Origin of the sequence: Streptomyces sp. R44, assembly GCF_041053105.1 — a bacterium.
Taxonomy (GTDB): Bacteria; Actinomycetota; Actinomycetes; order Streptomycetales; family Streptomycetaceae; genus Streptomyces.
In genome coordinates, this window is the sequence record NZ_CP163444.1 from 1,216,270 (window position 1) to 1,229,453 (window position 13,184).

11 protein-coding genes are annotated in these 13,184 nt (G+C 73.7%); 8 read left to right on the forward strand and 3 right to left on the reverse strand.

What is annotated here, in order from left to right; genetic code table 11:
- Window position 1: 1 nt before the first annotated feature.
- Window positions 2–1,666 carry a M4 family metallopeptidase gene (locus tag AB5J54_RS05565; RefSeq protein WP_369142771.1) on the reverse strand — a complete coding sequence of 555 codons (1,665 nt, stop codon included), beginning with the start codon at window positions 1,664–1,666 and terminating at the stop codon, window positions 2–4.
- Window positions 1,667–2,126: 460 nt separating this feature from the next.
- Between AB5J54_RS05565 and AB5J54_RS05570 the strand changes: the two genes are divergently transcribed.
- From AB5J54_RS05570 to AB5J54_RS05585, 4 genes are all read left to right on the forward strand, one after another.
- Window positions 2,127–2,621, forward strand: coding sequence for a DUF6643 family protein (locus tag AB5J54_RS05570; protein WP_369142772.1), 495 nt, complete (start codon window positions 2,127–2,129; stop codon window positions 2,619–2,621).
- A gap of 51 nt (window positions 2,622–2,672) precedes the next feature.
- Entirely contained in the window at window positions 2,673–3,497 is an 825-nt protein-coding gene (locus AB5J54_RS05575) for an MOSC domain-containing protein (protein ID WP_369142773.1), read from the forward strand.
- Between the two features lie 110 nt (window positions 3,498–3,607).
- Window positions 3,608–4,216, forward strand: a complete 609-nt coding sequence (locus AB5J54_RS05580; RefSeq protein WP_369142774.1) for a hypothetical protein — start codon at window positions 3,608–3,610, stop codon at window positions 4,214–4,216.
- A 215-nt stretch (window positions 4,217–4,431) separates the two neighbouring features.
- Window positions 4,432–6,840 (forward strand): right-handed parallel beta-helix repeat-containing protein, encoded by a 2,409-nt coding sequence (locus AB5J54_RS05585; protein WP_369142775.1) that lies wholly within the window; start codon window positions 4,432–4,434, stop codon window positions 6,838–6,840.
- Here AB5J54_RS05585 and AB5J54_RS05590 read toward each other — a convergent pair.
- Window positions 6,810–9,239, reverse strand: a complete 2,430-nt coding sequence (locus AB5J54_RS05590; protein WP_369142776.1) for a hypothetical protein — start codon at window positions 9,237–9,239, stop codon at window positions 6,810–6,812. The two genes, AB5J54_RS05585 and AB5J54_RS05590, sit on opposite strands and share 31 nt — an antisense overlap.
- 134 nt (window positions 9,240–9,373) lie before the next feature.
- Here AB5J54_RS05590 and AB5J54_RS05595 point away from each other — a divergent pair, with 134 nt between their 5' ends.
- The 3 genes from AB5J54_RS05595 to AB5J54_RS05605 all read left to right on the forward strand — a co-directional run bounded on the left by AB5J54_RS05595 (window position 9,374) and on the right by AB5J54_RS05605 (window position 11,431).
- Window positions 9,374–10,201 carry a DeoR/GlpR family DNA-binding transcription regulator gene (locus tag AB5J54_RS05595; RefSeq protein ID WP_369142777.1) on the forward strand — a complete coding sequence of 276 codons (828 nt, stop codon included), beginning with the start codon at window positions 9,374–9,376 and terminating at the stop codon, window positions 10,199–10,201.
- A complete protein-coding gene (locus AB5J54_RS05600; protein ID WP_369142778.1) occupies window positions 10,198–10,638 on the forward strand; it encodes an SRPBCC family protein in 441 nt (146 codons plus the stop codon). Before AB5J54_RS05595 ends, AB5J54_RS05600 begins: the two co-directional genes overlap by 4 nt.
- 292 nt (window positions 10,639–10,930) lie before the next feature.
- The gene (locus tag AB5J54_RS05605) at window positions 10,931–11,431 is read left to right on the forward strand and encodes an SRPBCC family protein (RefSeq protein WP_369142779.1); all 501 of its coding nucleotides are present in this window, start codon (window positions 10,931–10,933) and stop codon (window positions 11,429–11,431) included.
- Here AB5J54_RS05605 and AB5J54_RS05610 read toward each other — a convergent pair.
- Window positions 11,391–12,521, reverse strand: coding sequence for a PLP-dependent cysteine synthase family protein (locus AB5J54_RS05610; protein ID WP_369142780.1), 1,131 nt, complete (start codon window positions 12,519–12,521; stop codon window positions 11,391–11,393). The two genes, AB5J54_RS05605 and AB5J54_RS05610, sit on opposite strands and share 41 nt — an antisense overlap.
- A 185-nt stretch (window positions 12,522–12,706) precedes the next feature.
- Between AB5J54_RS05610 and AB5J54_RS05615 the strand changes: the two genes are divergently transcribed.
- Window positions 12,707–13,036, forward strand: a complete 330-nt coding sequence (locus AB5J54_RS05615) for a hypothetical protein (RefSeq protein ID WP_369142781.1) — start codon at window positions 12,707–12,709, stop codon at window positions 13,034–13,036.
- Window positions 13,037–13,184: the final 148 nt, after the last annotated feature.

The following is a 13,184-nucleotide window of genomic DNA, read 5'->3' on the forward strand; positions in this document are numbered from 1 at the left end:
GTCAGGCCTTGACGTTCACCGCCGCCCAGGCGGCGTCCACGGCCCGCACCTCGGCGCTGCCCGCGCCGTAGAGGTCGGTGGCCGCCTTCAGGGTGCCCTCGCGGGCGCCGTGGTAGTCGGTGGTCGAGGTGAAGTACGCGGTCAGCGCCTTGTACCAGACCTGTACCGCCTTGTCGCGGCCGATGCCGGTGACCGTGGAGCCGTCGACGGTCGGGCTGTCGTAGTGCACGCCGTTGATGTCCTTCGCGCCGCTGCCCTCGGACAGCAGGTAGAAGAAGTGGTTGGCGACGCCCGAGGAGTAGTGCACGTTGAGGCTGCCGACGCCGGCGCTCCAGTAGTCGGCCGAACCGCGGCCGTCCTTGCTGGGCTGGTCCTGGTAGCGCAGCGGCTTGCCGTTGCCGAAGATGTCGATCTTCTCGCCGAGCAGGTAGTCGCCCGGGTCCTGGGCGTTGTTCGCGTTCCACTCGACGGCGGTGCCGAAGATGTCCGAGGTGGCCTCGTTGAGGCCGCCCGACTCGCCGGAGTACTGCAGGTTCGCGGTGGCGGAGGTGACGCCGTGGCTGAACTCGTGGCCGGCCACGTCGAGCTGGGTCAGCGGGTGCTGGTTGTTCGCGCCGTCGCCGTAGGTGATGGTGAAGGAGCGGTCGTCCCAGAAGGCGTTCTGGTAGGCGTTGCCGTAGTGGACCCGGGAGACCGGGGCGCGGCCGTCGTTCTTGATGCCGTTGCGGTGCAGGACGTCCTTGTAGAAGTCCCAGGTCTTGGCGGCGCCGTAGGCGGCGTCCACGGCGGCCGTCTGGTTGTGGGCGGGGGTGCCGTCGCCCCACGCGTTGTCGGCGTCGGTGAAGAGGACGCCCTTGCCGCCCGTGCGGTGCTGGAGGTCGACGGTGCTGGATCCGCCGCGCTCGCCGTCGACGAGGTCGAAGCCCTTCGACGACGTGGTGGTGTTGAGGCCGACGGTGCCGCTGTACTGGCTGACGCCGGTGCCGGTCGCGCCGGCCTGGGGGCTGCCGGGCTTGGCGGCCGCGGAGCCGCCCTGGGCGGTGATGCCGCCGGCTATGTCGTCGATCAGCTGCTGCTCGTACAGCTTCCTGCCGGTGTCGGCGTCGGTGACGACGCGCAGCAGGCTCGGGGTGACGCCGTCGTCCCGGGTGCCGCTGACGAGGGTCTCGTAGGCGAGGACGGGCTTGCCGTCGGCGGCCCAGATCACCTTGCGGGGGGCGTCGCCGGTGGCGGCCGTGGTCCGCGCGGCCTTGGCGGCCTTGACAGCCGCGGACCTGGCGGAGGTCGGGGTCTGCTTCGGGGTGAGCGAGGCGACCTGGATGGCCGCCTCGACGGCCTTGGTGACGTCCTTGACGGCGCCGTCGGCGGCGCGGTGGACGACGAGGTCGCCGCCGAGGACGGGCAGACCGGCGTAGGTGCGCTCGTAGCGGGTGTGGACCGTGCCGTCGGCGTCCTTGACGACGTCCTTGACGACCAGCTCCTCCTTGACGCCGAGGCCGAGCGAGGAGGCGGTGGCCGCGACGGAGGTGGCGTCGGTGTGCTCCGGTGCGGCGCCCGCCGAAGCGGTGGTGGCCCCGGCGGCGATCAGGGTGCCGGTGAGGACGGCGGCGCCGGACGTGAGGGCGAGACGGCGTGCGCGGCCGCCGAGGGGGGAGAGCGAGGACATGTGGTTTCTCCAGAGATTCATGGGGAGTTGGACGGGATCGCCGCCCACCCGTTCAAGGAGGACTGCCTTGATGGGCACGGACGCTCTCAGCCCGTCGCGCACATGTCACGTGACACAAAAGCGGGTTCGCCCCCTGATGCCGGATTTGCCGCCCGCGGTTTCACAAGAAGGACAAGGTCTCGATACGCGCCGACATGACGACCACAGGAATCCGCAACACACCGGGCCGCAGTTACGGTCGGTAATAGCTCGATAATCCTGAGTTTCAGACGCTCAAGATCGAAAGTCCGCCACCTGCGTCGGCGTTGACGGATGTCCCTCGACCGAAGGAAAAAGCCCCCTCCGTTAACGCAGCCTTTAACAATGTTTTGGCAGGTCAGGACGTGAAAAACAGCGTAAAACGGATGACCCGAAGATGGGGGCTCCCCAACCGGCACATCGTGGGCTTAACTTATGTGCCATGACCTCCCCCCGCTCCACCTATGGTGGCGGTTTCCACACCGCGCCGTCCTTCCCGGACACCCCGATCTACGACTCCCTGGTCGCGGAGCGGGGCACGCCTCAGATCGCCCCGATCCGAGTGCCCGCCGCCTACGACACCGGCAGCAGCTTCCCGGCGAGCGGCTCCTACCTGCCGGCGCTCCCCGCGGCACTGCCCGCCCTCCCGGCGGCGCCCAGCCCGCAGCCCGCACCCGCCTACGGCGGCGGGTACGGCTACCCGCAGCCCGCACCGCAGATGGCCCCCGTCCCGCTGCAGGCCGCCCCGGCCCCGTACATCCCGCAGCAGCCGGTGGCCCCCCGCGGCTACCCGGGTGGCCAGTACCCGCAGCAGCCCCGCCCGGCCGCCGCCGGCTACGAGGCGATGCGCCCGGCGGCCCCGAGGCCCGCGCCGGTCCCTGCCCCCGCGCCGTACGACGACCCGTACAACCGCCCCTACCAGGGCGGGGGTTACTGACCGGCTCGCCCCGGCCCCCATCGGGCACGGGGCGGCTGGCAGGATGAGGACATGTCGACTCCTGTGCTCCGCTCCGTCCACGTCCACCCGGTGAAGGCCATGCGCGCGCTGGCCCGCACGGAGGCCGAGGTGCAGCCCTGGGGGCTCGCCGGGGACCGCCGCTGGACCGTCGTCGACGCCGCGAACGAGGTCGTGACCCAACGCCGTCACCCCCGGATGGCGTTGGCCACGGCGGAGCCGCTGCCGGGTGGCGGGATCTCGCTGTCCGCCCCGGGCCATCCGACGCTGGAGGTCGAGGTCCCGCACCCCTCGGCCACCATCCCGGTCGAGATCTTCGGCCAGTTCGTGGAGGCGGTCCCGGCCGGCGCCGCCGCGGCCGCCTGGCTCTCGGCGTACCTGGAGAGCGACGTCCGGCTCGTGCACATGGACGCGCCCGAGCACCGGCGCCCGGTCGACCCCGACTACGCGCTGCCCGGCGAGACGGTGAGCTTCGCGGACGGCTATCCCCTGCTCGTCACCACGGTCTCCTCGCTCGACGCCCTCAACTCCCTGATCGCCCAGGGCGACCACGCCGACGAGGGCCCCCTGCCCATGAACCGGTTCCGGCCGAACCTGGTCATCGAGGGCACCGCCCCCTGGGCGGAGGACGGCTGGACGCGGCTCGCCGTCGGAGAGGTCACCTTCCGGGTCGCCCGGCCCTGCGGCCGCTGCGTCGTCACCACGACGAACCAGCTCACCGCCGAGCGCGGCAAGGAGCCCCTGCGCACCCTCGCCCGGCACCGCAGGAGCGACGGCCGCGCCATCTTCGGCCAGAACCTCGTCCCCGAGCACACCGGCACCGTCCGGGTCGGCGACGCCGTGAAGATCCTGGACTGAGGACGGCGGGGCCGGGGACTTCGCCTCACACTTCGCGCGCCCGACGGGCGGGGAACCAGGCACCGGGGCACACTCGTTGGAGGAGCGGTGAACAACGAGGGGGTCCACACGTGCGCGCAGCCACCGGACTCTGGCGCTGGCGGCACAATCCCCTGCGCCGGACCACTGATCTCGTCGAGGCGTGGGTCGCCTTCGCCGCGGCCGTACTGCTCTGTCTCGCGGTGCCGCTGACCGGCTGGGCGGCCGGCACCTCCGCGTACGGCTCGCTGTCGCGCGCGGTCCGCACCCAGCAGGAGCAGCGGCTGCCGACGACGGCCCGGGTGGTGCGGCTCGCCGACGGTCCCGTCAGCGGCCCCCGGTCCGTCGAGACCCCCGGGGAGGAGCGGCTGCGGCGCTCCGTCGTGGCCCGCTGGACGGCGCCGGACGGCTCGGTCCGTACGGGGACGGTGTCGACGGCCCGGCAGCACTCCGCGCCCGGCGCCGCCTTCCGGCTCTGGACGGACCGGGAAGGGCGCCCGGTGCCGCCGCCGATGCAGGCGGGGACGGCGCGTGCGCACGCGATCATCGCCGGTCTGACGGCCGCCCTCCTCACCGGTCTCCTGGTGGAGCTCGTCCGCCGCCTCGCGGTCCGCAGACTGGAGCTGCGGCGGTACGTGCGCCTCGACCGCGCGTGGGCGGCGGCGGGCCCCGACTGGGGGCGTACGGGCACGGGAAGCTGAACCCCGCACGGGCCCCGCACGGGCCCCGCACGGGTTCGGGTTCGATCACTCGGCGACCGAACCCGACCGCCCCGGACCGGCGGTGACACGGGCCCGGTGGCCGTCGGGCGTCTGCGGGGGCGCGGGTCGGCGACCCGTCAACCCGGCGGCGCCGCGCGCGCTACGGTGGGGCATCGGATCAGCGGCGAGGCATGAGGCGGGGGCAGGACACACCCATGGCACAGGGCACGGTCCAGGTGACGCACACCGGCACATCGCGGTGGCGGCGCCGCACGGGTGAGTACCCCTCTCTCGCCGCCGCCCTCGAGGCCGCCGGCGACGGGGACGTGCTCACCGTCGCGCCCGGCACCTATCGGGAGAACCTCGTGGTCCGGCGGGCCGTCACCCTGCGCGGCCCCGAGGGCGGGATCGGCTCGGTGCGGATCGCGCCCCCGGACGGGGTGCCGCTGACCCTCCGCGCCTCCGTCACCGTGCAGGACCTGCACATCGAGGGGCAGGACGTCGCCGCGCCCGCGCTGCTCGTCGAGGACGGCACGCCCGAACTGCTCGACCTGCGGATCATGACCCGCTCGGCCGCCGGGATCGAGGTGCGGGGCGCCGCCCGGCCCACGGTCCGCCGCTGCACGGTCGACAATCCCGCCGGGGTCGGCATCGCCGTGCTCGACGGCGCGGGCGGCGTGTTCGAGGAGTGCGAGGTGGTCTCCGCCGGACAGGCGGGCGTCTCGGTGCGCGGCGGGGCCCATCCGCGTCTGGAGCGCTGCCGGGTGCACCACGCCTCGGGCGCCGGGATCGCCGTGACCGGCGAGGGCAGCGGCCTGGAGGGCGTCGGCTGCGAGGTGTACGAGATCAAGGGCGCCGGTCTGCAGATCGCGTCCCGCGCCGCCGCCCACCTCACCGACTCCTCGGTGCACCGGACCTCGGCCGACGGCATCACCCTCGACACGGACGCGGTGCTCACGCTCTCCGACTGCGACATCCACGACGTCCCGGAGAACGCGGTCGACCTGCGCTCGCGCTCGGTCCTGACCCTGACCCGGTCCACCGTCCGCCGCTTCGGGCGCAACGGCCTGTCGGTGTGGGACCCGGGGACGCGGGTGGACGCCAACCAGTGCGAGATCCACGACAGTACGGGCGACTACCCGGCCGTGTGGGTCAGCGACGGGGCGACCGCCGTGCTCGACGCCTGCCGGGTGCACGACGTGCCGGACGCGCTGTTCGTCCTCGACCGGGGCTCGCGCGTCGACGTCGTCGACAGCGATCTGACGCAGGTGCGGAACACGGCGGTGTCGGTGAGCGACGGGGCCACGGCCCAGCTCGACGACTGCCGGATCCGGGAGGCCTCCACGGGCGCCTGGTTCCGGGACCACGGCAGCGGCGGCACCCTCGGCGGCTGCACGATCGACTCCGTGCAGACCGGGGTCATCGTCACCAAGGGCGCCGACCCCACGATCGACCGGTGCACGGTCACCTCGCCCGCCGAGGCCGGTTTCTACGTGTCGGCGGAGGGCCGCGGCTCCTTCCACGGCTGCCGGGTGACGGGCAGCGGCGGATACGGCTTCCACGTCACGGACGGCTGCCGCACGACCCTGCGCAAGTGCCGCACGGAGCGGTGCGCGCGCGGCGGTTACGAGTTCCCGGAGGAGGGCGCGAGCGCGGAGGACTGCACCAGCGACGAGAGCGCCGTCCGCTCCTCCGTACCCGACGGCGGGACGGTCCTGACGGCCACCCAGTCGGCGGGCCTGCTCGGTACGGTGCCCGCGCCCCGCGTCCCGGCGCCGGCCGCGCCCGCCGTGCCCGAGCCCGCGCCGGAGACCCGTTCCTCGCAGGACGTCCTGGGGGAGCTGGACGCCCTGGTGGGTCTGGAGAGCGTCAAGCTGGAGGTGCGGACCCTCACCAACATGATCGAGGTGGGGCGCAGGCGTCAGGAGGCCGGACTCAAGGCGGCCTCGGTCCGCCGCCATCTCGTCTTCACCGGGAACCCCGGCACGGGCAAGACGACGGTCGCCCGGCTGTACGGCGAGATCCTCGCCTCGCTGGGGGTCCTGGAGCGCGGGCACCTGGTGGAGGTCTCCCGCGTGGACCTGGTCGGCGAGCACATCGGCTCGACGGCGATCCGTACGCAGGAGGCCTTCGACCGGGCGCGCGGCGGAGTCCTCTTCGTCGACGAGGCGTACGCGTTGTCCCCGGAGGACTCCGGGCGGGACTTCGGCCGTGAGGCGATCGACACGCTGGTGAAGCTGATGGAGGACCACCGGGACGCGGTGGTGGTCATCGTCGCCGGGTACACGGCGGAGATGGAGCGCTTCCTCACCGTCAACCCGGGCGTCGCCTCGCGCTTCTCACGGACCATCACCTTCGGCGACTACGAGCCCGAGGAGCTGCTGCGGATCGTCGGGCAGCAGGCGGACGAGCACGAGTACCGGCTCTCCCCGGGCACGGACGAGGCACTGCTCACGTACTTCGAGAAGCTCCCGAAGGGCCCGGCGTTCGGCAACGGCCGTACGGCCCGGCAGACCTTCGAGTCGATGGTGGAGCGGCACGCGGGCCGGGTCGCCGCGCTCGCCGAGGCGAGCACGGACGACCTGACCCTGCTCTACCCGGAGGACCTGCCCGAACTGCCCTGATCCGTCGCCTCGTTCGGCACGCGCTGGTGAGGCAGGGCGGGCGGGAGCCGGTCGAGGAGTTCCGAGCGGTGGCGGGCGAACGCCGGGTCGGCCTGGTAGTCGGAGTGGCCCAGGATCGGTTCGGGCAGCGGATGCGCACGGGTGCGGCCGTACGCGACGGGGTCGAGCAGCACCTCGCCGTCGACGGCCGGCCGCCCGTCCTCGGCGGGCACCCGGACGGGGCCGCCGATCGGGTCGGTGGCGCGGTAGAGGTTGCTCCAGCAGTGCACCGTACGGTTCAGGGCGCGCAGTGCCTCGGGGCCGAAGTACGCCGGGAACCAGCGGCCGTAGAGCCGCTCCAGGGGTGAGCCGTAGGTGAGCAGGGCGACCCGGCCGCGGGTGGCGGGCTGGAGCTGCCAGACGGCGGCCGCGGCGAGGACGCTGCCCTGCGAGTGCCCGGAGATGACGAGCCGGCCGCCGGTGCCGCCGGTCCAGGAGCTCATCCGCCAGGTCAGGTCGGGGACCGCGCGCTCGGCGTAGCAGGGCGGGGCGAAGGGGTGGGCGGCGCGCGGCCAGAAGGTGCCGACGTCCCAGAGGATGCCGATGGTGCGGCGGGCGGAGGCGTCCCGGTAGGCGCGGCGGCCCCAGGTGACGAAGAGCAGGAAGCCGAGGCCGATCATCCAGGAGCCTAGGGCCTGGGTGGCGGAGGCGAGGGAGGCGATCGCGGGGTGGGCCCCGTCGAAGGCGCGTCCCGGGACGTTGCCGCTGGCCCAGGCGCCGGCGACGGACCCGGCCCCGAGGAGCAGGGTCGCGCCGGAGACGACGCCGACGAGGACGGGCGCGGAGTCGGTGAGCGAGGCACGGGCCCGGCCGGCCGCGATCTGTCCCGTACGGACCGGGTCGCGTTCGTCGGCGGCGGCGAAGTCGGCCTCGACGGAGGGGCGCAGGCGCCGGGCGTCGAGGAGCGTCCGTACGCCGAGCAGGGCGGCGGGGGCGAGGAGCAGCAGGAGCAGGACGGGGATGACCGAGGCCTGCCAGCTGAGGAGGACGGGCGGGCCGATGCGTACGTCGCCGTGGCCCGCCGGGCCGTCGAGCCAGTCGGCGACGCGCTGCGCCACTCCCCCGGACATCACCCCGGCGAGGGCGCAGGCGAGCATCGCGACGGCGGGCCCGCCGAGTCCGCGCAGGGCGGTCCGTGGGTCCCTGCGGGGCCGTTGGAGGAGCAGGGCGACGACGCCGAGGGCGACGACGAGGCCGCCCTGGACGAGGGTGAGGGCGCCGAAGACGGCGTCGCCGGGGAGGGTGCCGGAGGAGGGCCGGAGGGGGCGGGCCCAGCCGGCGTGCACGGCCGTGAGCACGAGGAGCACGAGGGAGGCGGCGGGAAGCCAGGAGACGAGGGCGCGTTCGAGCCGGAGATCGAGCCGCCGTTCGCTGCGGCCGCGCCGGCAGACGACCCAGACCACGACCACGGCGAGGACGACGACGGCCGCCCGGAGGACCCAGCCGAGGACGGAACGCGGGCCGGGCGCGCCGGCGTCCGCGCGGGCGGTGGCCGTGACGAGGGCGGCGGCGACGGTGAGGAAGCCGGCGGCGGTGTGGGCGGCCCGGAGCCGGGCGACGAGCCGGCGGCCGTACCAGAAGCCGGGACGGCCGAGCGCGGGGCGGAGCTCGACGGGACCGGCCGGGTCGGCGGCGTCCGCGGCCTCCGTGTCGGCCGTGCCGGTCGTGTCGGCCGTGCTCGTCGTGTCCGTCCCGTCCGGCCGCGGCTCCGTGGCGGGCGCGTCGTACCCGGTGGGCGGGCGCTGCGCCTCGTACGCGCTCCACGTCCGGTTGGAGAGGTACCAGAGCAGACCGACGAGCGCGGTCGGCACGAGCGCGGCGAGGGCGAGACGGCGGCCCGGCAGCGACCACCAGCCGCCGCGGCCCTCGGAGAGGAAACCCAGCCAGGAGTACGCGTCGGTGCAGGCGGGGGTGGCGGCGCACTGCCAGGCCGTCAGGTCGAGCGCGACCTCGCAGGCGGCGGCGGTGAGGAGCACGGTCAGGGTGAGGGCGACGAGCCGGACCAGGACCCCGTAGAGCCGCACCAGGCCCGGCCTGCCCTCGGCGGGCGGCCGCATCCAGTGCGCCAGGTTGGCCACCATGAACGGCAGGAGCAGCAGCCACAGCGCGCGGGCGCCGTCGCCGGAGGTCAGATTGGACCAGCAGTAGGCCTCCGGGACGGGACGCGCCGCGTACCGCTCGGGATGGTCCTCGGCGTCGAGGTCCTCGCCCCGCCGGAACACGGCGGCGGTCCGGTCGCCGGTGACCCGGACGGTCCTGGGGTCGTCGAGCATCGACTCGGGGGTGGCTCCGCCGACTCCGTGGACGAGGAGTTCGAGCGCCGCGCCCCCGCTCTCCGGGGCGGGTGTGGCAGGGGACACTGAGGGGACTTCCTCTCAGAGTGGGAAGATGCGACGTCGGCAACAGGATCGCGGAAGGCCGTGCGACCGCGCACGGACTCTCACCGAATCCGACACTCATCCCCTTGTCTCCTGCGGAAGGACCGGCCCCGGCGGTGACTGACAACCAGAACCTCCTCGCGGAGCAGCGGCGTGCCCTGATCCTCGACGAGGTACGGCGACGTGGCGGCGTACGGGTCAACGAACTGACCCGGCGCCTGAACGTCTCGGACATGACGATCCGCCGCGACCTGGACGCGCTGGCCCGGCAGGGCATGGTCGCGAAGGTGCACGGCGGAGCCGTTCCGGTGGTCGAGGCGAGCACCCACGAGCCGGGCTTCGAGGCCAAGTCGGTGCTCGAACCGAGCGCCAAGGACGAGATCGCCCGCACGGCGGCCGCCCTCGTCGCGCCCGGCACGGCGATCGCCCTGTCCGGCGGGACGACGACCTACGCGCTCGCCCGGCACCTGCTCGACGTACCCGACCTGACGGTGGTCACCAACTCGGTGCGGGTCGCCGACGTCTTCCACGAGGCGCAGCAGACCGGCGGCGGGGGCGAGGCGCGGCGCGGCGCGGCGACCGTCGTCCTGACCGGCGGGGTGCGCACACCGTCGGACGCGCTCGTCGGCCCCGTGGCGGACCGGGCGATCCGCTCGCTCCACTTCGACCTGCTGTTCCTGGGCGTGCACGGCATCTCCGTGGAGGCGGGCCTGTCGACGCCGAACCTGGCGGAGGCCGAGACGAACAGCTGCCTGATGCGCTCGGCGCGGCGGGTCGTCGTGGTCGCGGACCACACCAAGTGGGGGACGGTGGGCCTGAGTTCCTTCGCCTCCCTGGACGAGGTCGACACCTGGGTGACGGACCGGGGCCTGCCGGAGGGCGTACGCGCGGAGGTGGCGGAGCACCTGCCGGGTCTCGTGGTGCCGGGCGAGGAGCAGGCGTGACCCTGTTCCGGGTCGAGCGGACGGTTCCGCTGCCTCCGGAGGAGGTGTGGCGCCGGCTCACGGACTGGCCGGCGCACGGGCGCCAGGTGCCGCTGACCCGGACGATCGTCCTGACGCCGGGGCCGAACGGGACGGGCACCCGGTTCACCGCCCGCACGGGCCTCGGCCGCCTCGCCTTCGACGACCCGATGGAGATCGTCCACTGGGAGCCCCCGACGGGCGACCGCCCCGGCGTCTTCCACCTGGAGAAGTCGGGCCGGGTGGTACAGGGCTGGGCGCGGGTGGAGGTGACGGCGACGGGCGCCGGTGGCAGCCGGGTCCTCTGGACGGAGGACCTCTCGGTGCGGGGCGTCCCGGCGGCCTTCGACGGGCTGCTGGCGAGCGCGGGCCGCCTGATCTTCGGCCGAGCCCTGAACGGCCTGCTCCGAGACCGCTGACCGTTGTGGGCAATCGTTCCGCTGGGGCGGAACGGGTGGGCACAACGGACGGCGCCCTTGCCGGCGCCGGAGGCTTACGCGCCTGAACCCGCACCCCTGGTGACGGCACGCCGGTGGTGCGGGCCAAGGCGCGGAACGCGGAGGCGCCGCTGAGGGCGCCGTCCCGTGTGCCCACCCGTCCCGCCCTGCGGGACGATTGCCCACACGGCCGCGGGGCGGGGGCACGCGCCCTGGGAAGTTGACAGGGCGTCAGCTAAGGTGCTGCATCCGTTCGCGTCCCCCAGGAGGGCCCATGCCGCGCCGACTCCAGCCGGTGGAGCTCGACTTCACCGCGTCCGCGCCCGTCCGCCTCGTCTTCACCGCCACCCTCGCCGCACCCCCACCCGCCGTCTACCGTTCCGTGGCCGTGGAGGTGGGGAGCCTGCCGTCCTGGTTCACGGCCGTCACCTCCGCCGTCCCGACGGCCGACGGCGCCGGCCGGACCATACGGCTGCGGGGCGGGATCGCGTTCGAGGAGACGATCCTGGCCTCCGAGCCCGACCTCCGCTACGCCTACCGGGTCGACGCGACGAACGCCCCGGGCGTGACCGCGATGGCGGAGGAGTGGTCCCTCTCCCCCGCCGGGACGGGCACCCGGCTGCGCTGGACGATGGCCGCCGACGGCGCCGCCCCGTTCCGGCTCACCCTGCGCCTCGCGGCGCCGGGCGTGGGGTTCTCGTTCCGGGACGCGGCGCGCAGGCTGGACCGGCGGCTCACTCCGGCCAGGCCCCCGTCGCGAGGAAACGCTCGATAGCGGCGGAGTACGGGGCGATGTCGAGGCCCTGGGCGGCCAGCCAGTCGTCGGAGTAGTACTTGTCGAGGTAGCGTTCGCCGCCGTCGCAGATCAGGGTGACGACGCTGCCGGTGCGGCCGTCGGCGACCATCTCGGCCACGATCTTGAAGGCGCTCCACAGGCCGGTCCCGGTGGAGCCGCCGGCCTTGCGGCCGATCGCGGTCTCCAGGGCGCGGACGGCGGCGACGCTCGCCGCGTCGGGGACCTTCATCATGCGGTCGACGGCGCCGGGCACGAAGCTCGGCTCCATGCGGGGCCGGCCGATGCCCTCGATGCGCGAGCCGCAGTCGGCGGTGGCGTGCGGGTCGTGGTGCGTCCAGCCGTCGAAGAAGCAGGAGTTCTCGGGGTCGGCGACACAGATCCGGGTGTCGTGCTGCATGTAGTGGACGTAGCGGGCGATCGTCGCCGACGTGCCGCCGGTGCCGGCGGTGGCGACGATCCAGGCGGGCTCCGGGTACCGCTCCAGCCTCAGCTGCTGGTACATCGACTCGGCGATGTTGTTGTTGCCGCGCCAGTCCGTGGCCCGCTCCGCGTAGGTGAACTGGTCCATGTAGTGGCCGCCGGTGCGCTCGGCGAGGGCCGCGGCCTCCTCGTACATCGTGCGCGAGTCGTCGACGAAGTGGCACTGCCCGCCGTGGAACTCGATGAGCCGGCACTTCTCGGGGCTGGTCGTGCGGGGCATGACGGCGATGAAGGGGACGCCGATGAGCTTCGCGAAGTACGCCTCGGAGACGGCGGTCGAGCCGCTGGACGCCTCGATGACGGGCTTTCCGGGACGGACCCAGCCGTTGCAGAGCCCGTACAGGAACAGGGAGCGGGCGAGGCGGTGCTTGAGGCTGCCGGTGGGGTGCGTCGACTCGTCCTTGAGGTAGAGGTCGATGCCCCACTTCTCGGGGAGGGGGAAGCGCAGCAGGTGGGTGTCGGCGGAGCGGTTGGCGTCGGCCTGGACCTTGCGCACGGCCTCCTTCAGCCAGGACCGGTACGTCGCGTCGCTGCGGTCGACGTCGACGGTGGCCACCGCCGCGGCCGCAGTCTCGTGGGTGGTGCTCATCCGTCGCTCTCCTCGTGTCGCCTCGCGGGTCCCCCACTGCCGACAATACCGCTCTCACCTGGGCAAACGTTCCCTTTGACGATCCATAGGCCTGCCTTGTGGACGCCCTTCGGGAGGGCTACTGGTGCGGGCGGCGAGGGCCCGGCACACTGGGTACGGCAACCGGGTGAAAGGGGCGGATCGGCATGGCGGAGCCCGAGTTCAGCGCGAGGGGCGTACGGATCGCACGCTGGCCGCGCTCGCTGACGCGCGCGGGAGAGGTGCGGATCGAGGACGGCCGCCTCGCGCTCCTCACGAGTTACGGCAGCGAGATCGACAGTGCGCCGGTCTCGGCGGTACGGGCGGGGCGGCCGTGGTTCGCGAAGGCGGACGAGACGGTGGCGACCGTGAACGGCACGCGGTACCGGCTGACGCTGCACTCCGACGGCGAGCGCGACCGCGGCCGTGTCAGCGGGGACGCGGCGGCGTCGGGGCGGTTCCTCGCCGCGCTGAAGCGGGCCGCGGGACGGTCCTGAGCTGCGACGGCTCGCGGCGAGTTGCGGGGCGGTCACGGCTGGTCCAGGCTGGAACCCACCTCACTGAGGGTTCAGCGGTGGTGACGCTGCGATCGTGTCACCGCCCCTTCTGTACCGCATGACAGATCCGAATCTTCGTCTTCTTCCG

Bases quoted from the DNA above. Each gene is read 5' to 3' on its own strand.
- AB5J54_RS05565 (WP_369142771.1), bottom strand. From the start codon at position 1,666: ATGTCCTCGCTCTCCCCCCTCGGCGGCCGCGCACGCCGTCTCGCCCTC.
- AB5J54_RS05570 (WP_369142772.1), top strand. From the start codon at position 2,127: ATGACCTCCCCCCGCTCCACCTATGGTGGCGGTTTCCACACCGCGCCG.
- AB5J54_RS05575 (WP_369142773.1), top strand. From the start codon at position 2,673: ATGTCGACTCCTGTGCTCCGCTCCGTCCACGTCCACCCGGTGAAGGCC.
- AB5J54_RS05585 (WP_369142775.1), top strand. From the start codon at position 4,432: ATGGCACAGGGCACGGTCCAGGTGACGCACACCGGCACATCGCGGTGG.
- AB5J54_RS05605 (WP_369142779.1), top strand. From the start codon at position 10,931: ATGCCGCGCCGACTCCAGCCGGTGGAGCTCGACTTCACCGCGTCCGCG.
- AB5J54_RS05610 (WP_369142780.1), bottom strand. From the start codon at position 12,521: ATGAGCACCACCCACGAGACTGCGGCCGCGGCGGTGGCCACCGTCGAC.
- AB5J54_RS05615 (WP_369142781.1), top strand. From the start codon at position 12,707: ATGGCGGAGCCCGAGTTCAGCGCGAGGGGCGTACGGATCGCACGCTGG.